Annotated in this window: 20 protein-coding genes and 1 tRNA gene; 9 read left to right on the top strand and 12 right to left on the bottom strand. The window is 74.8% G+C overall.

What is annotated here, in order from left to right; all coding sequences use genetic code 11:
• Positions 1-154 precede the first annotated feature (154 nt).
• From VK501_RS03645 to VK501_RS03630, 4 genes are all read right to left on the bottom strand, one after another.
• Positions 155-228, bottom strand: a tRNA-Met gene (locus VK501_RS03645).
• 50 nt (positions 229-278) lie between these two features.
• Positions 279-1,649, bottom strand: a complete 1,371-nt coding sequence (locus VK501_RS03640) for a hypothetical protein (protein ID WP_324334743.1) — start codon at positions 1,647-1,649, stop codon at positions 279-281.
• Positions 1,650-1,688: 39 nt separating this feature from the next.
• A complete protein-coding gene (locus VK501_RS03635) occupies positions 1,689-1,910 on the bottom strand; it encodes a hypothetical protein (RefSeq protein ID WP_324334741.1) in 222 nt (73 codons plus the stop codon).
• Between the two features lie 353 nt (positions 1,911-2,263).
• A complete protein-coding gene (locus tag VK501_RS03630; protein WP_324334739.1) occupies positions 2,264-3,250 on the bottom strand; it encodes a calcium-binding protein in 987 nt (328 codons plus the stop codon).
• 61 nt (positions 3,251-3,311) lie between these two features.
• On the opposite strand from VK501_RS03630, the gene VK501_RS03625 reads away from it, so the two are divergent.
• Positions 3,312-4,550 carry a M20 family metallo-hydrolase gene (locus tag VK501_RS03625; protein WP_324334737.1) on the top strand — a complete coding sequence of 413 codons (1,239 nt, stop codon included), beginning with the start codon at positions 3,312-3,314 and terminating at the stop codon, positions 4,548-4,550.
• A gap of 65 nt (positions 4,551-4,615) precedes the next feature.
• Here the strand turns inward: VK501_RS03625 and VK501_RS03620 are convergent, their stop codons facing one another.
• From VK501_RS03620 to VK501_RS03585, 8 genes are all read right to left on the bottom strand, one after another.
• The gene (locus VK501_RS03620; protein ID WP_324334735.1) at positions 4,616-4,960 is read right to left on the bottom strand and encodes a hypothetical protein; all 345 of its coding nucleotides are present in this window, start codon (positions 4,958-4,960) and stop codon (positions 4,616-4,618) included.
• A 486-nt stretch (positions 4,961-5,446) separates the two neighbouring features.
• A complete protein-coding gene (locus VK501_RS03615; RefSeq protein WP_324334733.1) occupies positions 5,447-6,226 on the bottom strand; it encodes an SDR family NAD(P)-dependent oxidoreductase in 780 nt (259 codons plus the stop codon).
• Position 6,227: 1 nt separating this feature from the next.
• Positions 6,228-6,488, bottom strand: coding sequence for a DUF2630 family protein (locus VK501_RS03610; RefSeq protein ID WP_324334731.1), 261 nt, complete (start codon positions 6,486-6,488; stop codon positions 6,228-6,230).
• 30 nt (positions 6,489-6,518) lie between these two features.
• A complete protein-coding gene (locus tag VK501_RS03605; protein WP_324334729.1) occupies positions 6,519-7,277 on the bottom strand; it encodes a hypothetical protein in 759 nt (252 codons plus the stop codon).
• Entirely contained in the window at positions 7,274-9,622 is a 2,349-nt protein-coding gene (locus VK501_RS03600) for a molybdopterin cofactor-binding domain-containing protein (protein ID WP_324334727.1), read from the bottom strand. The genes VK501_RS03605 and VK501_RS03600 overlap by 4 nt, the downstream gene beginning before the upstream one ends.
• A complete protein-coding gene (locus VK501_RS03595) occupies positions 9,619-10,977 on the bottom strand; it encodes an 8-oxoguanine deaminase (protein ID WP_324334725.1) in 1,359 nt (452 codons plus the stop codon). The genes VK501_RS03600 and VK501_RS03595 overlap by 4 nt, the downstream gene beginning before the upstream one ends.
• The gene (locus VK501_RS03590; RefSeq protein ID WP_324334723.1) at positions 10,974-11,438 is read right to left on the bottom strand and encodes a (2Fe-2S)-binding protein; all 465 of its coding nucleotides are present in this window, start codon (positions 11,436-11,438) and stop codon (positions 10,974-10,976) included. The genes VK501_RS03595 and VK501_RS03590 overlap by 4 nt, the downstream gene beginning before the upstream one ends.
• Positions 11,435-12,259 (bottom strand): FAD binding domain-containing protein, encoded by an 825-nt coding sequence (locus VK501_RS03585; RefSeq protein WP_349260969.1) that lies wholly within the window; start codon positions 12,257-12,259, stop codon positions 11,435-11,437. The genes VK501_RS03590 and VK501_RS03585 overlap by 4 nt, the downstream gene beginning before the upstream one ends.
• A gap of 156 nt (positions 12,260-12,415) precedes the next feature.
• Here VK501_RS03585 and uraD point away from each other — a divergent pair, with 156 nt between their 5' ends.
• From uraD to VK501_RS03545, 8 genes are all read left to right on the top strand, one after another.
• Positions 12,416-12,994 (top strand): 2-oxo-4-hydroxy-4-carboxy-5-ureidoimidazoline decarboxylase, encoded by a 579-nt coding sequence (gene uraD / locus VK501_RS03580; RefSeq protein WP_324334719.1) that lies wholly within the window; start codon positions 12,416-12,418, stop codon positions 12,992-12,994.
• Positions 12,991-13,824 (top strand): hypothetical protein, encoded by an 834-nt coding sequence (locus VK501_RS03575; RefSeq protein WP_324334717.1) that lies wholly within the window; start codon positions 12,991-12,993, stop codon positions 13,822-13,824. The genes uraD and VK501_RS03575 overlap by 4 nt, the downstream gene beginning before the upstream one ends.
• Before the next feature lie 40 nt (positions 13,825-13,864).
• Positions 13,865-14,236: a hydroxyisourate hydrolase gene (gene uraH, locus VK501_RS03570; RefSeq protein ID WP_324334715.1), complete on the top strand. Its 372-nt coding sequence runs from the start codon at positions 13,865-13,867 to the stop codon at positions 14,234-14,236.
• A complete protein-coding gene (locus tag VK501_RS03565) occupies positions 14,206-15,465 on the top strand; it encodes an allantoate amidohydrolase (RefSeq protein ID WP_324334713.1) in 1,260 nt (419 codons plus the stop codon). The genes uraH and VK501_RS03565 overlap by 31 nt, the downstream gene beginning before the upstream one ends.
• Positions 15,462-16,829: an allantoinase AllB gene (gene allB, locus VK501_RS03560; protein ID WP_324334711.1), complete on the top strand. Its 1,368-nt coding sequence runs from the start codon at positions 15,462-15,464 to the stop codon at positions 16,827-16,829. Before VK501_RS03565 ends, allB begins: the two co-directional genes overlap by 4 nt.
• A 111-nt stretch (positions 16,830-16,940) precedes the next feature.
• The gene (locus VK501_RS03555) at positions 16,941-17,594 is read left to right on the top strand and encodes a D-alanyl-D-alanine carboxypeptidase family protein (protein ID WP_324334709.1); all 654 of its coding nucleotides are present in this window, start codon (positions 16,941-16,943) and stop codon (positions 17,592-17,594) included.
• Between the two features lie 16 nt (positions 17,595-17,610).
• On the top strand, positions 17,611-18,441 hold the full coding sequence (locus VK501_RS03550) for a hypothetical protein (protein ID WP_324334707.1): 831 nt from the start codon (positions 17,611-17,613) through the stop codon (positions 18,439-18,441).
• On the top strand, positions 18,438-19,178 hold the full coding sequence (locus VK501_RS03545; RefSeq protein WP_324334705.1) for a hypothetical protein: 741 nt from the start codon (positions 18,438-18,440) through the stop codon (positions 19,176-19,178). The genes VK501_RS03550 and VK501_RS03545 overlap by 4 nt, the downstream gene beginning before the upstream one ends.
• Positions 19,179-19,231 lie beyond the last annotated feature (53 nt).

The following is a 19,231-nucleotide window of genomic DNA, read 5'->3' as shown; positions in this document are numbered from 1 at the left end:
GCCACCCGAAGCTGCCGACCGGGCGAGCGGCGCCCGAGGGCAAAGGCGGTTGCGCGATGGACCAGACCTTAGGAGCAGCCAGGTGCTCCCTCCGGCCATCTCGGGCCTCTACTGACGCTGCGAAAGGCGCCAAAAGCCCTGCAAATCCACCACATAGCTGGGCGGGGACTCGAACCCCGGACCTCACGATTATGAGTCGTGCGCTCTAGCCAGCTGAGCTACCCAGCCAAGGGGCGCGGAGTCTAGCGCGACGGGTGTACGGGGTCGCCCCTCCCTCGTCAGTCGCCCATGACGCCGATGATGTGCTCGATGCCCGGCGTGGGTGAGGTCACCGGGTCGGCGCGGACGAGGAAGATGGATGCGGTGCCCTGGGCGTCGAGGGTCGCCACGACGTTGGCGATGGAGCCCATCATCGGGGCGGCGCGGTCGGTCGTCGTGATCGTCGACGGCACGCTGTCGTCCGGGGCGCCGACGGCGGCCTGGAACTCCTGGTGGCCGTCGTGGCGCACGCAGGCCCAGGCCAGCGCCGTCCGGCCGGCCGCCGCGGCGATCGACGGCGTCGTGCAGCTCGCGTCGCCCGCGGGCACGAGCACGCGGGGCGCCGCGAACGGCCGGCCGGGCGCGGCCGTCGCCGTGCGCGTCGTCGTGGTGATGCCGTTGATCCCGACGCTGTGGTCGCGGCCGAAGGTCATCGGCGTCCAGGCGAGCGTCGCGGTGCCGGCCTCGTCGGCGGCCAGCGCGACGTCGCGCACGAACGTCGCGCCCTTGCCGACGGCGACGGGCGCCGCGAACTGGTGGCCGGCGGGTCGGCGGGCCACCGCGATCCAGTAGCTCGAGCGCGAGCGGCGGCCGGTGACGGTCGTGCGATGCGTGACCCATGCGACCGTCGCGGCGCCTCCGGGGCCGGCGGCGGCGACCAGCGACGACACGCCGGCGGCGCCCGAGAGCATCTTCACGGCGCCCATGGTGCCGGCCACCGTGTCGACCGTCACGGCGTACACGCGACGCGAGCGGCTCCAGGCGACGACTCCGCGGCCGTCGCGCGCGATCGCGACCGCCGGCGGGCCCGAGAGCCTGGACTCGACGATCCGCCGCTCGCCGAACGGCCGTCCCGCGGGACGCAGCGCGACCGCGATCCCGCCCGCGACGTTCAGGTGCGCCGCGTTCGTGCCCGTGTCGTAGGCCAACACCGCGTCGCCGGCTCGGTCGATCGCGATCGCCGGATGGCGCACCCCGCCGGCGGTCTCGTCGGCGATCGTCGCCGGCGCTTCGAGCGCGCCGGTGCCGGGATCCCGGACCGCCACGCCGATCCCGCCGTACGCGCGCGGCCGGTCGATCCGCCACGCGACGGCAAGCGCGCCGCGCCCCGCCGCCGAGACGACCGGTCCGACGATGCTGCGGGACCCGGCCGCGGTGCCGGGGAACGCCTGCGGCGCCGGCCACTCCGCCCCGCGCGGCCGCGACACCAGCCACGGCCCGCCGGTGCCCGTGACGATCGCCGACGTGGTGCCGGCCGCGTCGGTCGCCGCGGCGACCGAGGCCGTCGCCAGGCCGGGCGCCACCTCGACGGGCGGGCCGAAGTCGGCGCGCGCGCTCGCGGTGAACGCGAGCACGGCGAGCGCGGCGACGGGCAGGACGCGGAGGCTCATGGCCGTCCAACGCTCCCACACCGCCGGAGGTGACGACCCCTACGGTCCGGGGCGGCGCCCGCGCGCCGCGTCGTCCTTCGCGCGCTGGCGGTCCTCGCCCTCGCCGACCGCGAAGAACGCCGCCGCGACGAGGCCCACCGCGCCCACGCCGCCCACCGCCACGCCGGCCGCGTCGACCGTCGTGGAGGTGCCGATCGCGGCCAGGAGGATGCCGGCGACCAGCAGCACAGCGGAGGCGATGGCGATCCGGGCGGGGGTCATGGACCTGATCATGATGCCCGCGAGAGTCCGACGCGACGCGCGGGTAGCGTCAGGGCCGTGACCGACGCCGCCGCCAGGAACCGCCCGCCCAGCACCCCGGGCGCGCGCGCCGTCGGGCTACCGCTGGCCCCGCCGGCGACGGATGGCACCCTGCCCTCCAATATGGAGGGTGATGTGCCGTCGGCGGCAGATCGACCGCGCCCCGCCCCGATCCGGCTCCCCTGTTGCATGCCCAGGCCGGCGAGCAGGTTGATGTGGACGCCGGCGGACTTGACGATCTCAGCGTCACCGCGACGGTCACGACCGCGTCGACCACGAACGCCGCGCCCGCGCCCCAGCACGCCCCGCACCGATCAGAACAGCTTCTTCTTGACCTCGCAGTTGGTGACCTTGGTGCGGCTCGGCCGGTAGTAGACGGTGTCCCTGCCCGGCCCGCAGTCGATCCGGTCGCTGTCGCTCCAGGATCCGCGGATGACGTCGTTGCCAGATCCGCCGTGCATGACGTCGTTGTCGTAGCCGCCCTTGATCTCGTCGTTGCCAGGGCCTCCGTCGATGGTGTCGCGCCCGCGGTCCCCGGTGATCTTGTCGTCGCCCGCACCGCCGTCGATTTGGTCAGCGCCCGTGCGGCCCGCGATGACGTCGTTGCCGGGGCCGCCGACGAGGGTGTCGTTGCCGCCGCCGCCCTCGAGCTCGTCGTCCCCGCCACCCGCGCGGCAGGTGTCGTCGCCGCCGTCGCCGACGAGACGCTCCGCGGCGTCCGTGCCACCCCCGGGGCAGTACACGACGCCCTTGGCGTCCGCCTCCTCCTCGAGCTTGGTCTCGCAGCCCGTCATGCGAGCGCGGTCGGATTGGAGGTTGTAGTACGCGACATCCTCGCCCGGGCCGCAGTCGATCGTGTCGGGGCCGGTGCCACCGTACACCCGGTCGTTGCCCGGGCCCGCCGAGATGCGGTCGCTGCCGCGGTTGCCCTTGATGACGTCGTCGCCGTCGCCGCCCGCGAGCCGATCATCCCCGTAGCCCTGCTCGACGATCGCGTCGTTGCCGGGCCCGCCGTCGACGTCGTCGTCGCCATCACCGCCGTCGATCGTGTCGGCGCCCGGACCACCCTCGATGCGATCGTTGCCGTCGCCGCCGGCGAGACGGTCGGCGCCGCCGAGGCCGTTGATGACGTCGTTGCCGCCGAGGCCGAGCAGCTGGTCGGCTCCGCCGCCGCCGGTCATCCGATCCACCCCGCCGCTGCCGCTGCGGCCGTAGGCGAGGCCGGCCCCGAGAGCGAGGACCAGGACAAGGACCGCGAGTCGGACGCCGAGGACGAGGGCGCGAGGGGCTCCGGAGCGCATCGCGCGATCGTTCCAGGCCGAGGTGCGCCGGGCAACGCTGCGTGCGTATAGCGTGCCGCCGGTGACCGACGCTCCCGGCCGCCTGCACGCCGCCATCGCCGAGCTGGCGACGTTCAACGACGACGTCGCCGCGGGCGGGATCACCCGGGAGATCTACACGCCGACCTACGCGGCGGCGCTGCGGCGCGTCGTCGAGTGGATGGGCGAAGCGGGGCTGGAGACCCGGCTCGACGCCGTCGGCAACCTGTTCGGCCGGTGGGCGGGCACCGACGCGGGGGCGCCCGTCGTGCTGACCGGCTCGCACGTCGACACCACGCTGAACGCCGGGGCCTACGACGGCGTCCTTGGCGTGCTGGGCGCGATCGAGGCGGTGCACGCGCTGCGCGCGGCGGGGTTCGTCCCGCGCCGGTCGATCGAGCTCGTGGCCTGGGCCGGCGAGGAGCCGCGCTTCGGCACGGGATGCGTCGGCTCGCGCGCGGCCGCCGGCGAGCTGTCGCGCGCCGACCTCGATCGCCTGCGCGGCCGCGACGGCGTGACGATGGCCGGCGCGCTCCGCAGCGCCGGCTTCGATCCCGACCGCGTCGAGGACGCGCGGATCGATCCGGCGACGGTCCACGCGCTCGTCGAGCTCCACATCGAGCAGGGCATCGTGCTCGAGACGGGCGGGGAGCCGATCGGCGTCGTCGGCGCGATCGCCGCGCCGCACGACTTCCGGCTGACGTTCCGCGGCGCCGCGACGCACGCGGGCGCCACGCCGATGGACCTGCGGCGCGACGCGCTGGTCGGCGCCGCCGAGGCGGTCGTCGCGGTGGAGCGCATCGCGCGGGCGTCCTCGAGTGGGACGACGGTCGGCACGGTCGGCGTCGTGCGTGCGCGGCCGGGGGCGATCAACGTGGTGCCGGGGACGGTCGAGCTGGACGTGGACGTCCGCGACAGCGACGCGGCGGCGCGCGAGCAGGTGGTCGCGACGATCGTCGCGGACGCGCGCGCCATCGCCGCCGAGCGCGGGCTGGAGCTGGAGCTCGCCGAGATCGTGGAGGACGTGCCGGTCGAGTCGGACCCGGCGGTCGTGGCCGCGGCGCAGGAGGCGGCCGCCGAGCTGGGCCTGACGGCGCGGACGATGATCAGCGGCGCGTACCACGACGCCATGATCATGGGCCGGCGCGTGCCGGTCGGCATGATCTTCGTGCCGAGCCGCGGCGGCGTCTCGCACCACCCCGACGAGTACACCTCGCCCGAGGAGCTCGACCGCGGCGTCGCCGTGCTGGCCGGGACGCTCGCGCGGCTGTCGGGCCAGTAGGTCTGCTCGTGGCACTGGTGAGGGCCTCAACCCAAAAGCCCTCACCAGTCCCGTCCGTACGGCGGCTAGTTGTGCTGGATGTTCGGCTTGAACGACGTGTTCACCGTGAACGACTGGAAGCCCGTCGTCGTGTTGAACGTCGCGGGCGCGCTGCCCGGCCCTGTCGTTGTGAGGCCGTACAGTGTGCGGCACGGGATGTTCGCGCTCCAGCTCGCGCTCATGCCGGTCGTCCCGTTGAGCGCCAGGATGTACGACCCGTTGTCGTAGGTGCTGTTGCTGAGGTTCCCGGTGACCGAGGCGACGCAGCCCAGCGCCGTGACCGTGCAGCTGATGCCACGGACGGTGCCCGTGATCAGCGTCCCGAACCAGGATTGGCTGACCGCGTCGAGATGTGCCTCCTGGCAGGTCACCGTCGCGGTTTGGCCTGCCTGCGCGCACCCGGTGAAGGTCGGTCGCAGAGTGGCCACGTCGTTCCACGGACCCGTGTTGACCGGTCCGGCGGGGCCGAAGAGCCTGCCCGACACCTGCCCGGATCCGCATACGAGCCCGACGACATGCGACGGATTCGTGACGTGGATTCTCAGTCCCAAGCCACCCGGAGCCGCAAACGAGGTCCCCGGGGACGGCGATCCATTGCTTGACCAGTTCACGGCCGACGCGGACGACGCCGACCCGATGGCCGTGAGAACCGTCGCCCCCAACACCAGTGCCTTCGCGAGTCTGGAAGACATTTGTTCCTCCTACCGGAGCCATCGTCCCCGAGGTGATGGTGGGCCGTCTGCGTCCGCATGCTCGCCGGTGGCGACCTGGACGCCAGCGCGCTCGGAGAGTCTCGACAGGTCAGCGCCGCGCGTCCACAGCCGGCTGGCTGTCGCGCGGCTCGCGGCGCGAAGCTCCTAATGCACTTCCTGGATCGTGTTGCCGCCGTCGACCACGAGCGACTGGCCGGTCACGTAGCTGGCGCCGTCGGAGGCCAGGAAGGCGACGGCCGCCGCCACCTCGTCCGCCCGGCCGGGGCGACCCACTGGGGTGTGGCGCCCCGCCTCCAGCTCTGCCGCCGGCGCCGAGGCCGTGGCGATCCAGCCGGGCGCGACGCTGTTGGCGGTCACGCCGTGCGGTCCGCCCTCCAGCGCGATCGCGCGCATGAGCCCGTCGACGCCGGCCTTGGCCGCGCCGTAGCCGCCGGCGCCCGGGGCGGTGACCAGCGGACCCGTGACCGAGGAGACGAACACGATCCGGCCGTGGCCGCGCTCCAGCATCGCCGGCAGCACCGCGTGCGCGGTGTGGAACGCCGTGTCGAGGTTCAGCGCGAGGTCCAGGCGCCAGTGCTCGGGCGTCGTGTCGACGACCGCAGGTGACCCGACGTCGACGCCCTGCTGGACCATGCCGGCCGCGTGCACCAGGACGTCGACCGGGCCGCCGTGGGCTGCGGCCGCCTCGGCCACGATGCGCACGGCCGTGGCCGGATCGGTGAGGTCGCCGACGTGCGTGGTCGCGTGCACGCCCTCGGCCGCCAGCTCGCGCGCGCGGTCCTCGATGCGCTGTGTCGTGGACGTGATCGCCACGCCCGCGCCCTGGTGGCCCAGCCAGCGGGCGCAGGCGAGGCCGATGCCGGCCGCGCTCCCCGCCCCGGTGACCAGCACGACACGGCCGGCCATCGGGCGCTCGACGGCCATGTCAGCCGAGGTAGTCCTCGACGGTGCCTTGATCGCGCAGCTGCGCGCTCTCGGGATCCTCGCCGGCGTTGCGCTTGGCCTGCCGCTGGCGCAGGAGGTCCCAGAGCTGGTCGAGCTGGACCTTGATGTGGGCGAGCCGCTCGGCGTCGGCGGCGATCAGGTCGTCGTGCCCGGTCTCGGCCGCGGCACCCTCCTGGGCGCGGAGCTGCTTCTCCTCGGCCTCGAGGGCCTCGATGCGATCCCTGATCTGTTGGTCTTCCATGCCGGTCAATGTACTCCGGAGCGCGGGAGCTCAATCGACCGGCGCCGAGAACCCGTCGCGCCAGACATCCTTGTACAGGAGGTACTCCGCGGGACCGCCGGGCCCGGCGGTGAAGCCCTGCGGGCAGTACGGCGCCATGTAGATGAAGTCGCCGTCGGCGACCTGGTGAGCCTCGGAGCCCAACATGTAGGTGCCGCCGCCCTCGGTCATGTAGAGGCCGTGCTCCTCGTCGTGGACCTCGATCTTGTCGAGGCCGACGCCGGGCGCGAAGCGCAGCAGGGACATGTTGAAGTCCCAGGCGGGGTCGCCGACCGGCAGCAGCTCGCGACGGGTGAAGCCGGGCACGGCGGTCTCGGCGAAGGGCTCGTCGTCGCGGTGGCCCGAGATCGCCGCGGGGGCGTCGTGCCCCGGGTGGCCCTCGTAGCGGCGCTTGACGACGAGGACGCGGCCGGCGGTCGCGCCCGCGCGCAGGTCGTACGCCGTCGACTCCGGCACGTAGGCGAACGCGCCTGGCCCCAGCGGATGCTCGGCGCCGTCGGCCAGCAGCACGGTCGTGCCGTCCAAGCCGTAGACGAACGTCTCGAAGCCCGCCTCGACGGTGCGGACGGTCCCGCCGCCGGCCGACAGCGACACGAGGTACTCGCCGATCCGCGACGGCGCCATCCGCGGCGTCACGAGCTTGACCACCGGCTGGTCGCCGAGCTCCGGCAGCCGGCTCGGGTAGTGGTTGGCCGGCGTGACCACCGTGTAGCCGTGGCCCAGCGTGCCCCGCGACAGCTCGACCGTCATCGTCCGCTCCGTTCATCGCCTACAACAAGATCCTCGGGCCGCACGGGCGCGCGCGTCAGCGCGAGCCCCGTCGCCGCGCGCAACGCCGCCAGGATCGCGGGCGTCGCGGAGATCGCCGGCATCTCCCCCGCCCCGCGCAGGCCGTAGGGCGTGGCGGGATCGCCGAGCTCCAGCACGATCGTCGGCACGGGCGCCGCGTCGACGATCGTCGGGATCCGGTAGCTCCCGAAGCTGCGGTTCTGCACGATGCCGCCGGCCACCAGCAGCTCCTCGGTCAGCGCGAGGCCGAGGCCCTGGATCGATCCGCCCTCGAGCTGGCCTTCCAAGGCCAAGGGGTTGATCGCCCGGCCGACATCCTGCGCGCATGCCAGCTCCACGACGCGCGCGAGGCCGAGCTCGACGTCGACGTCGACGGTCGCGCGGTGCGCGACGAACGCGAAGCCCGCGTGCGAGTCGCCCTGGCCGGTGAGCGGGTCGAGCTCCTCGGTGGGGTCGTGGCGGTAGGTGCGCGTCTCCTCGATCTCTGCGCCGGCGAGCAGCTCGGCGAGCGGGAACGCGGGCTCGCCGTCGCGCAGCACGTGGCCGTCGCGCAGCGCGAGCACCGCGCCGTCCGTGCCGCCGAGGGCGTGAGCCGCGCGCTCGAGCACCCGCGTCCGCACGGCGGCGCAGGCGGCGCGCACCGCGCCGCCGACCATCCACGTCAGGCGCGAGGCGGACGCCGAGCCGGCCGAGTCGACGGCGGTGTCGGCCGGCAGCACGCGCACGTCGGCGACGCCGAGCTCGGTGCGCACGATCTGCTCCTGCACGCCAAGGACCCCCTGGCCGACCTCGGTCGCCGCGGTGTGGACCTCGGCGACCGCGCGGCCGTCGCGGACCATCAGCGCGACCCGGGCGGACGCCGGGTCGTCAAAGCCCTCCGAGAAGGCGATGTTCTTGAACCCGACCGCGTAGCCGACGCCGCGGCGCACGCCCTCTCCGAGGGTCGCGCCGAACGTGCTGCCGGGGAGCGTGCGGGGATCGCGGAGCCCCGCGTCGTCCTCGGCGTCGACCGGCGGCGGCAGCGCTGCGAGCCGATCGAGCAGCTCGACGGTCGCCACCGGCCCGCGGATCGCCTGGCCCGTGGGCAGCCTCCCGCCCTCGGCGAGCGCGTTGCGCCGCCGCAGCTCCACGGGGTCGATCCCCACGGCCTGCGCGACGCGGTCCATCTGCGCCTCGTAGGCGACGGCCACCTGCACCGCGCCGAACCCGCGCATCGCGCCGCACGGTTGGTTGTTGGTGTAGACGGCGACGCCGAGCACGTCCACGTTGTCCACCGCGTACGGGCCGACGGCAAGCGTCGTGGCGTTGGCGATCACCGCCGACGAGCTCGACGCGTAGGCGCCGCCGTCGAGCCAGAGCCGCGCGCGCACCACGACGAGCCGGCCGTCCGCGCCGGCCCGGTGCTCGTACTCCATCCACGCGGGATGGCGGTGGACGTGCCCGCCGGCGAACGACTCCTCCCGCAGGTAGGACATCTTCACGGCCCGCCCCGTGGCCAGCGCGAGCAGGCAGGCGTGCAGCTGCATCGACAGGTCCTCGCGGGCGCCGAACGCGCCGCCGACTCCGGCCAGCACGATCCGCACGCGCTCCGGCGCCAGGCCGAGGCCAGCGGCGACCTGGTCGCGATCGGCGTGCAGCCACTGCGTCGCGACGTGCAGCTCCACGCCGCCCTCGCCGTCGGGGATCGCGAGGCCCGACTCGGGCCCGAGGAAGGCCTGGTCCTGCATGCCGACCTCGTAGCGGCCGCGCACGACCACCGGGGCGGCCGCGTCCGGATCGCCGCGCACGATCGGCACGCTGCGCACGACGTTGCCACCCGGGTGCAGTGCGGGCGCGCCGGGCGCCAGCGCCGCCTCGACGGTGGTCAGCGGCGCCTCGGGCGCGTAGTCCACCATGATGGTCGCCGCCGCGCGGCGGGCGGTCGCGGGATCGTCCGCGGCGACGATCGCGACCGGCTCGCCGTGGTGGCGGACGCGGTCGATCGCCAGCACGGGCTGGTCGGGCATGACGCTGCCGACGAGCCGGTGGCCCGGGACGTCCGCGTGGGTCAGCACCGCACGGACGCCAGGGATGGCCCGCGCCGCGGCGGTGTCGACCGACCGGATGCGCGCGGCCGCGTGCGGGCTGCGCAGCGTCGCGCCGAAGAGCATGTCGTCGACGTGCAGGTCTGAGGAGTAGGCGAAGGCGCCCGCCACCTTCGCCGGGCCGTCGCTGCGTGCGAGGCGCTCGCCGACCAGGCCGCGGCCCCGCACGAGCTCGTCGCGCTCGCGCAGCAGCGCGGCGTGGTCGCCCTGCTGCGGGCTCATGGCGCCGCCTTGGCCAAGCGCCGGCTCTCGCGCGCGAGGTCCGCGGCGAGCGTCAGCGGGTCAGCGGTGCGCAGCTCGCCGTCCTCGACGATCACCTCGCCGCCGACGACCAGCAGGTCGACCGGCCGGAGCGGCCCGAAGGCGAGGGCGAAGACCGGGTCGGCGATCCCGGCGTAGCCGAGGTCGCTGAGGTCCCACAGCGCGACGTCGGCCAGCGCGCCGACCGACAGGTGGCCCAGCTCGTCGTCGCGGCCGAGGCAGCGCGCGCCATGGCGCGTGGCCAGCTCCAGGGCCTGGCGGGCGGTCAGCGCCCGCGGGCCCGCCTTCGCCCGTGCCAGGACCAGCGCGGCGCGCAGCTCGTCGACCAGCTCGCCGGATTCGTTGGACGCCGCGCCGTCGACGCCCAGGCCGACGGGCGCGCCGGCCGCCAGGAGCGCGGGAACGGGGGCGATGCCGGCGCCCAGGCGCCCGTTGGAGGTCGGGCAGTGGGCGACGCCCGTGCCGGTCGCCCCCATGCGCGCGGTCTCGTCGGCGTTCAGGTGCACGCAGTGCGCGAGCCAGACGTCGTCGCCCAACCACCCCATGTCGTCGAGGTACTGCAGCGGCCGCACGCCGAAGCGCTCCAGGCAGAAGCGCTCCTCGTCGTCGGTCTCGGCGAGATGCGTGTGGAGCCGGACCCCGCGCCGGCGGGCGAGCTCGGCGGTCTCGACCATCAGCTCGCGGCTGACGCTGAAGGGCGAGGTCGGCGCCAGCGCGATGCGCACGCGCGCGCCGGGCGACGGGTCGTGGTGGCGGTCGATTGCCTCCGCGCAGGCGGTGAGGATCGCGTCGCGGTCCTCGACGATCGCGTCGGGCGGCAGGCCGCCGGCGCTGACGCCGAGGTCCATCGCTCCCCGGCACGGGTGGAAGCGCACGCCGATCGCGCGCGCGGCGTCGATCTCGACCGCGAGCAGGTCGCCCGCGTGCCGGGGGAAGATGTAGTGGTGGTCGGTCGAGGTCGTGCACCCCGAGCGCGCCAGCGCCGCCAGCCCGGCGCGCGCGGTGGCCGCGACGGTCGCGTCGTCGATGTTCGCCCAGACCGGATAGAGCGCCACGAGCCACTCGAACAGCGTGGCGTCCTGCGCGTAGCCGCGGGTCGCCCACTGGTACAGGTGGTGATGGCAGTTGACGAGGCCCGGCGTGGCGAGCTTGCCGGAGGCGTCGATCCGGTGGTCGGCCTTCCACTGCACCGGCGCGGGACCCTCGCCGACGGCGACGATGCGATCGCCGTCGAGGACGAGGTGGCCGGCGGCGATCTCGCGGCGGGCGTCGTCGACCGTCGCGATCGCGCAGCCCTCGATCGTCGTGATGCTCATGCTGAGCCCTCCTGCGCGGCGAGGCGCACCGCGTCGACGATCTTCTGGTAGCCCGTGCAGCGGCAGAGGTTGCCGTTGAGACCCTCCCGGATGTCGGCGTCGCTCGGGTCGGGGTTGCGGCGCAGCAGGTCGGCGGCGGCGACGACGAGGCCGGGCGTGCAGAAGCCGCACTGGACGGCGCCGGCGCGCAGGAACGCCTGCTGCACGGGATGGAGCGTCCCGTCGGAGGCGGCGAGCGAGGCGGCGGTCTCGACCGTCGCGCCGTCGGCCTGGGCGGCGAGCACGAGGCAGGCGCAGGCGACCTCGCCGTCGATCGTCACGGTGCACGATCCGCACTCGCCCTGCTCGCAGGCGTTCTTGGCGGCGGTGACGCCCAGGACGTCGCGCAGGACGCGCAGCAGGCTCTGGCCGGCGAGCGCGTCGGGGACGTCGTGGACGACGCCGTCGACCTCGAGCCTCACAGCGCGTCCCAGGCTCGGTCGAGCGCGCGCGTGGCGAGCACGCCGGCCGCGTGGCGACGGTAGCCCGACGAGCCGCGCGCGTCGGGGAGCGGGTCGACGGCCTCGGCGACGAGGGCGCCGAAGCGGCGCAGCACCCGGTCGTCCAACTCGTCCCACGCGTCCGCGACCAGCGCCTCGGCGGTGCCCGGGCGGATCGCGGTCGGCGCGGCGCCGACGACGCACACCGTGGCGGTCCGCGCCACGGGGTGCAGCTCGATCGCCACCGCGCAGACCGCGCGCGCCATCGCGTTGCGGGCGCCGGCCTTGGCGTAGGCGGTCGGGCCGTCGGCGACCGGGACGATCAGGGCGGTGACCAGCTCGTCGGGCCCGAGGTCGCACGCGCCGGGACCGGTGACGAACGCGCTCGCGACGACGTGACGGATGCCGTGGGGGCCCGCGACCTCGACGGTCGCGTCGGCGGCACCGAGCGCCGCCAGGGCGTCGCCGGACGGATCGCCGAGGACGAGCGCGCCGGCAAGCGTCGCGCGGTTGCGGACCTGGCGGGAGGCGACCGTGCGGGCGGCGGCGGCGAGGCCGGGCAGCGCGGCGGCGTGGTGCTCGAGGACGTCGGTGTAGGTCGTGGTCGCACCGAGGCGCACCGCGGCGCCGTCGTCGACGGTGGTGCTCTCGCGCAGCTCGGCGACGCGCGAGAGGTCCAGCAGCGCCGGGACGTCGAGGCCGCGGTTGAGCTCCACCAGCACCCCCGTGCCGCCGGCCACGACCACGGCGTCGGGTCGCTGCGCCCGGACCGCGAGCGCGTCGTCGAGGCTGCGGGGCTGCAGGATGGTCAGGAGCTCTCCTTGCGTGTGTCGCGCTGGACCCGAGCCGCTCGGGCGTGGGGCCTGACCAGGGCGTCTCGGTCGACGATCGCCGGAATCTAGCGTACCCCGCGGGCCGCGTTGCGGGCGCGGTCCGCGGTGCACTAGATTGGCCCTCGAATGACGCACGACCCGCCCGCCAGGAGCGGCCGGGTCGCCGACCCGGGACACCGGCGACTGGGCATCCGCGACGCGGTCCGCATGGACCGCGACGACTTCGTCGCCCATTTCGGGGGCGTCTTCGAGGAGACGCCGTGGATCGCCGGCGCCGCATGGGACTTCGGCCCGTACGAGAGCGTCGCGGCGCTGCACGGTGCGATGGTCGCCGCGGTCGACGCCGCACCGCTGGGCGTTCGCCGGGCGCTGATCGGCGCGCATCCCGAGCTGGCCGGCAAGGCGGCGGTCGCCGGTGCGCTGACCGCCGAGTCGGCGCGCGAGCAGGTCGCCGCCGGGCTCGATCGGCTCACGCCGGAGCAGCACGCGCGGCTGCTCGCGCTGACGGCCGACTACCGCGCGCGCTTCGGCTTCCCGTTCGTCGTCTGCGCGCGCGAGCACACCGCAGACTCGATCATCGCCACCGCGCAGCAGCGGCTGGCGCACGACCCCGACGAGGAGGAGCGGACCGCCCTGGCCGAGATCGCCAAGATCGCGGAGCTGCGGCTCGCCGACCTCGTCACCGACGAAGGGACCACCGCTTGACCGGCGCCCGCATCTCCTACGGCAAGCTCGAGGTGCCCGTCCACCTCGTGCGCGGCGAGCGGCTGCTCGCGGCCGACGTGAGCATGGAGGTCCTCGGCCAGGGCTTCCTCCCCGCCTACACCGAGGGCGACAACACCAACGTGGTGGCGACCGACACCATGAAGAACGTGATCCTGCGCCGAGCCCACGAGTACGAAGGACCGACGCTCGAAGGCCTGCTGCACGACCTCGGTCACGGGTTCCTGTCCACCTATCCCGAGATGGAGGGCCTGCGGCTGTGGGCGGCGCGCCAGCCGTGGGTGGCCGAGACCGGGCGGGTGTTCCGGCGCGTGGACGGCGACCACGCGGTGGCGTCGCTGGAGCTCGGGCAGTCGTCGGCCGGGGCGATCGACGTGGTGGCGCAGCGCAGCGGCCACGTCGGCCTGCGGCTGCTGAAGACCACCGGGTCGGCGTTCACGAAGTTCGCGCGCGACGACGACACGACGCTGCCCGAGCGGCTGGATCGGCCGCTGTTCGTGCACCTCGACGTGCACTGGACCTACGGCGATCCGCACGACGCGGTGGGCCCCGCGCACGTCGCGCCCGACGCGGTGCTCGCGCTCGTGCTCGAGACCTACGACGACTTCGTCAGCGAATCGATCCAGCACCTGGTGCACGAGATGGGGACGCGGATCCTGGAGCGCTTCGGGGCGCTGGCGCAGGTGAGCTTGCGCTCGGAGAACCACACCTACGACCCGGTGCCGGGCGCGGGCGACGCGGACCCGCTGCGCAAGACCTACACCTCGCCGTTTCCCGCGTGGGGGCTCATCACGCTGGTGCTGGACCGGTGAGCGCTGGGGCGCGACGGCGCCGAGTGGTTCAATGGGCCGCGTGACGCACGCCGGCCAACTGACCACGCATGTGCTGGACGTCGCCCGCGGCCGGCCCGCCCGGGGCGTCGCGATCGAGCTGGTGCGCTTCGGCGACGGCGGCGACCGCGTGGCCTCGTCGGCCGCGGCGGTGACCAACGCCGACGGGCGCACCGACGCGCCGCTGGTTGCGCCGGGCGCCCTGACCGTGGGGCGCTACGAGCTGCGCTTCGCCGTCGGCGCGTACTTCGCCCTGACGGCGCCCGACGACGTGAGCGACCCGCCGTTCCTGGACGTCGTGCCCGTGCGCTTCGCCGTCGCCGACCCCGACGCCCACCACCACGTGCCACTGCTGGTCTCGCCGTGGTCCTACAGCACCTACCGCGGGAGCTGACGACGCCCACGCCGGCCGAGCGGGTCGTCGAGCGCTGCCGCGTGCTCGCCGCGGTGAGCGAGGAGCCGGCGCGGCTGACGCGCCGGTTCGCGACGCCGGCGATGCAGCAGGCCAACGCGCTGGTCGGCGGGTGGATGGCCGGCGCCGGGATGTCGGTGCGCACCGACGCCGCGGGGAACCTCGTGGGGCGCGCGGACGGCGCCGATCCGGCGGCGGGAACGCTGCTGCTGGGATCGCACCTCGACACCGTCCGCGATGCCGGCGCGTTCGACGGGCCGCTGGGCGTGCTGAGCGCGGTGGCGTGCGTCGCCGCGCTGCGGGACGCGGGCGTCCTGCTGCCGTTCGCGGTCGAGGTCCTGGGCTTCTCCGACGAGGAGGGTCTGAGGTTCGGCACCGCCTACCTCGGCAGCCGCGCGGTGGCGGGGACGTTCGACGCTGCGCTGCTGGAGCTGACCGACGACGACGGGATCACCGCGCGCGACGCGCTGGCGGGCTTCGGCGGCGATCCGGCGGGCGTGCCGGGCGCGTCGCGGCGCGGCGAGCGGATCCTCGGCTACGTCGAGGTGCACATCGAGCAGGGGCCGGTGCTCGAAGAGCGCGACGCGCCGGTCGGGGTGGTCACCGCGATCGCCGGGGCGACGCGCGCCGAGGTGCGCTTCACCGGCGTCGCGGGCCACGCGGGCACCGTGCCGATGGCCTCGCGCCACGACGCCGCGTGCGCGGTCGCCGAGTTCGTGCTGGCCGTCGAGGCGGCCGGGCGGCAGACCGAGGGGCTGGTCGCGACCGTGGGCCGCCTGAGCGCGCTGCCCGGCGCGCCGAACGTGGTGCCCGGTGGCGCGGTCGCGTCGCTCGACGTACGGCACGCCGAGGACGCGGTTCGCGACGGCGCCGTCGCGAGGCTGCGGGCCGAGGCGCGCGACATCGCGGCGGGCCGTGGCCTGCGGCTCGACTGGTCCCCGCGGCTGGACAGCGCGGCGGTCGCGGTCGATCCGGAGCTGACCGCGCGGCTCGCGCGAGTCGTGAGCGCGCGCGGGCTGCCCGACGTCCGCCTGGCCAGCGGCGCGGGCCACGACGGCGTGGCGCTGTCGGAGCTGTGCCCGATCGCCATGCTCTTCGTCCGCTGCGCCGGCGGTCTGAGCCACCATCCCGACGAGTCGGTCGCCGTCGCCGACGTCGCGGTGGCGCTGGACGTGCTGCGGGACTTCGTCGTCGGCCTGGCGGCGGGGTGAGCGCGTTCGACGTCCTCGTGCGGGGCGGGCGCGTCGTCGTGGCGGATGGCGAGCCGGTGGTCGCCGACGTGGGGATCCTCGACGGCGCGATCGCGGAGATCGGGCCGGAGCTGGCCGGCGGCGCGGCCGACGAGGTCGATGCCGCGGGGCTCCTCGTGCTGCCGGGAGCGGTCGACGCGCACGTGCACCTCAACGATCCGGGGCGCGCCGGCTGGGAGGGCTTCGCCACCGGCACGGCCGCGCTCGCGGCGGGTGGGACGACGACGGCCATCGACATGCCGCTCAACGCGATCCCGCCGACGCTCGACGGCGCGAGCTTCGACGCCAAGGTCACCGCGGCCGCGGGCGCCGCGCACGTCGACGTCGCGCTGTGGGGCGGTCTCGTGCCGGGCGACCTCGACCGCCTCGACGAGCTGGCCGCCCGCGGCGTCGTCGGCTTCAAGGCCTTCATGTCGGCCAGCGGCGTCGCGGAGTTCGAGGCGGCCGACGACCTCACGCTCGTCGAGGGCATGGCGCGTGCGGCGCAGCTCGGCCTGCCCGTCGCGGTCCACGCCGAGAGCGACGAGCTGACCGGGCGGCTGGCGCGCCGGGCGGTCGCCGCGGGGCGCGTCGGCGTCCGCGACTACCTCGCGTCGCGGCCGGTGATCGCGGAGCTGGAGGCGATCGGCCGCGCGATCGCGTTCGCCGCCGAGACCGGCTGCGCGCTGCACGTCGTGCACGTCTCCAGCGGCCGCGGCGTCGCGCTCGTCGCCGAGGCCCGCGCCCGCGGCGTCGACGTGACGTGCGAGACCTGCCCGCACTACCTGGTGCTCGACGCGCAGGACGCCGAGCGCCTCGGCGCCGCCGCCAAGTGCGCGCCGCCGCTGCGGCCCGCCGCCGAGCGCGACGCGCTCTGGGACCGCCTGCTGGCGGGCGACGTCGACCTCGTCGCCACCGACCACTCGCCCTCGCCCGCCGCGCTGAAGGCGACCGGGGACGACCACTTCGCCGCGTGGGGCGGGATCCCCGGCGCCCAGACGCTGTTGACGCTGTTGCACGACGCGGGCGTCGTGGCCCGGGGACTGCCGCTCGGGCGCCTCGCCGTCCTCACCGCATCGGCGCCGGCCCGGCGCTTCGGCCTGCCGCCGGCCAAGGGCACGTTGTCGGTCGGCGCCGACGCCGACCTCGCCCTGCTCGACTCGGCCGCCGAGTGGACGCTGACGCGCGACGTCCTGCTGGGCCGTCACCGGCTGAGCCCGTTCGTGGGCCGCCGCCTCCGCGGGCGCGTCGTGCGTACGATGCTGCGCGGTCGCACGATCGCCCGCGAAGGCCGGCTCACGAGTGGGGCGCCCGGAGGGCGGGTGCTGCGCCGCGCGGTCGGCTGAGGGTTGCTGCGCTATGAGCAGCGTTGGGTAGGTCGCGGTCCCAGACCATCGACGGGGCTTTCACCTGGCCCCTTGCGTTCACACGATCGCCAGATCTACCGTCGCCGGACGATGAGCGGCAACGGATCCTTGAGCCTCGCGGATCTGACCAAGATCCATCATCCGCGCGGGATCCCCGTCTACCTGCGCCGGGATGCCGCGGCCTCGTGGGAGGACATGCGGCGCGCGTCGCTGTCACGCCACGGCGTCGACCTCTACCCGCTCGGCGGGGCCAGCGCGTGCCGGACCTACCGGCAGCAGGTCGAGCTCAAGCGCCAGTGGACCGCCGCCGGCGAGCCGCAGAAGGCGGCCGTCCCGGGGACGAGCAACCGCGGCTGGGGCGTCGCCGTCGACCTCGGCGACGGCCGTTCCAAGGACGTGTCGCAGCAGATGTGGGCGGTCCTGCGACAGATCGGCCCGAACTACGGCTGGTCGTGGGACGAGGGCCGCCGGGTCGGCGAGGACTGGCACTTCCGCTACGTCGGCGGCTACCGGCCCGACCCCCTGCAGTTCTTCACCGACCGCGAGAAGCGCCTCGTGCGCGAGCTGCTCGCGCTGCGCCGACTCGACCACCCCACGCCGGCGCAGGTGCGCCGCCGCGGGGTCGTGTGGCGGTGGCTGCGCGAGCAACGCAAGCGCATCTACCACGAGGCGCAGAAGACGGGCTGGGACCGCGCCCACCGCCGCCGTCGCTACCAGCTGCTGCGCGGACTCACCCACGTCTGACATGGAGCCGACCGCCATGACCCTGAACGAGAACACCTCGTGGATGACGATCATCACGTGCCTGCTGGCGATCCTGTTCACGGTCGTCGGCGGCGTCGTGACGCTCGTGCACGTCGAGTCGCTGACCTTCGACGACTACCTGCAGCGCACCGGCGAGCTCGCGCTCGCGGTGGCGGCGCTCGGCGTCGGCCGGTCGGTCAAGAAGGGCCTGATCCGCCGCGCCGACGAGCCGCTGGGCAGCTCGTGGCTGGAGCGCTGGCCGATCTCGACGTTCACCATCGGGATCATGGTGCTGATCGCCGCGATCGCCGGCGGTGTGATGACGATCGCCGATCCGGCGCGGCTCGGGTTCTCCGAGTACCTCGACAAGCTCAACGTCTTCGCCTTCGCCGTCGGCCTGCAGGGTGCGGGTCGCGCGGTGCGCAAGGGCCTGGAGAAGAGCGGCCCCGCCGCGAGCGCGACGGCCCCGAGCGCGCCGGCGCCCACCGGGTTCGAGGCCCATCCGGACCATCCCGCCAACGGCGCCGACCTCGGCGTCGCGCTGCCCGAGCCCGACGCCCCCGGCCCCGGTTTCGTCGATCCGGCCGACGAGGCGGCGCTGGACGACGACCTCGGCGCCGAGCAGGAGCCGGCGCCCGCGGGCGCGGCGACGACGGCCGCCGCCGACCTGGAGGCCGACGACGCCGGCGACGACCCCGACCTGCCGACCGACGAGGAGGAGGACGCCAACCCGCCGCCGCCCGAGGACGAGCACACAGCGATCGGCGACACCTACGTGTTGGACGACGGGGAGCTGCACGAGCCCGGCGTCCTGATGCCGTCCCAGGACGGAGGAGGCACGCGATGACCGTCCTCGACGCACTCGGTGCGGCCGGCGTCTCGGGCACCGTCGCCCAGAGCGAGGCGCCGCTGGCCGAGCGGGCGATGCTGGAGCACGGCATCGAGACGCAGCCGCGCGCCGCCATGTTCCTGGCGCAGGTCCTCCACGAGTCCGGCGGGCTGCGGTACTTCGAGGAGATCGCGTCGGGCGCGGCCTACGAGGGACGCGCTGATCTCGGCAACGTCAAGAAGGGCGACGGCCGGCGGTTCAAGGGTCGCGGGCCGATCCAGCTGACGGGCCGCGCGAACTACCGCTGGGCGGGCACGGCGTTGAACCTGCCGCTGGAGGCGCAGCCCGAGCTGGCCGAGCGCCACGACATCGGCTGGCGGATCGCAGCGCTGTACTGGCAGCATCGCGGGCTCAACGCGCTGGCCGACAAGAACGAGTTCATCACCATCACCCGCCGGATCAACGGCGGCACGAACGGGCTGCAGCAGCGCGTGCACTACTACTCGGTCACGCGGCACTGTGACTGCCGCCCGCACGAGCCCGACCCGCTCGCGCACCTCACCGAGCGCGAGCGCCATTGGTGCCGCGAGTACGACCACCTCCAGCGCACGAACGCCGACCCAGAGCGCCGGCGCGTGCTTCGCCGCGTCATGCGCGTCCAGCGCAAGAAGATCTGGCGCGCCGCGCAGGACGGCGGCTGGGACGAGAACAACCGCGCCAAGCGCTACCGGAGCCTGCGCGCGCGGACGGGCTAGAGACATGAGCACGGGCGGCGCGTCGCTTGCGGGCCAGTCATGGAAGGTGGCAC

Origin of the sequence: Baekduia sp., assembly GCF_035318805.1 — a bacterium.
Classification (GTDB): Bacteria; Actinomycetota; Thermoleophilia; order Solirubrobacterales; family Solirubrobacteraceae; genus Baekduia.
The sequence above is the reverse complement of the archived record's forward strand: the minus strand, read 5'-3'. Positions and strand labels throughout refer to the sequence as shown.

What these genes read in the sequence shown, in the direction of transcription:
- VK501_RS03640 (WP_324334743.1), bottom strand. Translation starts at nt 1,649, where the DNA reads ATGAGCCTCCGCGTCCTGCCCGTCGCCGCGCTCGCCGTGCTCGCGTTC.
- VK501_RS03635 (WP_324334741.1), bottom strand. Translation starts at nt 1,910, where the DNA reads ATGACCCCCGCCCGGATCGCCATCGCCTCCGCTGTGCTGCTGGTCGCC.
- VK501_RS03630 (WP_324334739.1), bottom strand. Translation starts at nt 3,250, where the DNA reads ATGCGCTCCGGAGCCCCTCGCGCCCTCGTCCTCGGCGTCCGACTCGCG.
- VK501_RS03615 (WP_324334733.1), bottom strand. Translation starts at nt 6,226, where the DNA reads ATGGCCGTCGAGCGCCCGATGGCCGGCCGTGTCGTGCTGGTCACCGGG.
- VK501_RS03610 (WP_324334731.1), bottom strand. Translation starts at nt 6,488, where the DNA reads ATGGAAGACCAACAGATCAGGGATCGCATCGAGGCCCTCGAGGCCGAG.
- VK501_RS03605 (WP_324334729.1), bottom strand. Translation starts at nt 7,277, where the DNA reads ATGACGGTCGAGCTGTCGCGGGGCACGCTGGGCCACGGCTACACGGTG.
- VK501_RS03600 (WP_324334727.1), bottom strand. Translation starts at nt 9,622, where the DNA reads ATGAGCCCGCAGCAGGGCGACCACGCCGCGCTGCTGCGCGAGCGCGAC.
- VK501_RS03595 (WP_324334725.1), bottom strand. Translation starts at nt 10,977, where the DNA reads ATGAGCATCACGACGATCGAGGGCTGCGCGATCGCGACGGTCGACGAC.
- uraD (WP_324334719.1), top strand. Translation starts at nt 12,416, where the DNA reads ATGACGCACGACCCGCCCGCCAGGAGCGGCCGGGTCGCCGACCCGGGA.
- VK501_RS03555 (WP_324334709.1), top strand. Translation starts at nt 16,941, where the DNA reads ATGAGCGGCAACGGATCCTTGAGCCTCGCGGATCTGACCAAGATCCAT.
- VK501_RS03550 (WP_324334707.1), top strand. Translation starts at nt 17,611, where the DNA reads ATGACCCTGAACGAGAACACCTCGTGGATGACGATCATCACGTGCCTG.
- VK501_RS03545 (WP_324334705.1), top strand. Translation starts at nt 18,438, where the DNA reads ATGACCGTCCTCGACGCACTCGGTGCGGCCGGCGTCTCGGGCACCGTC.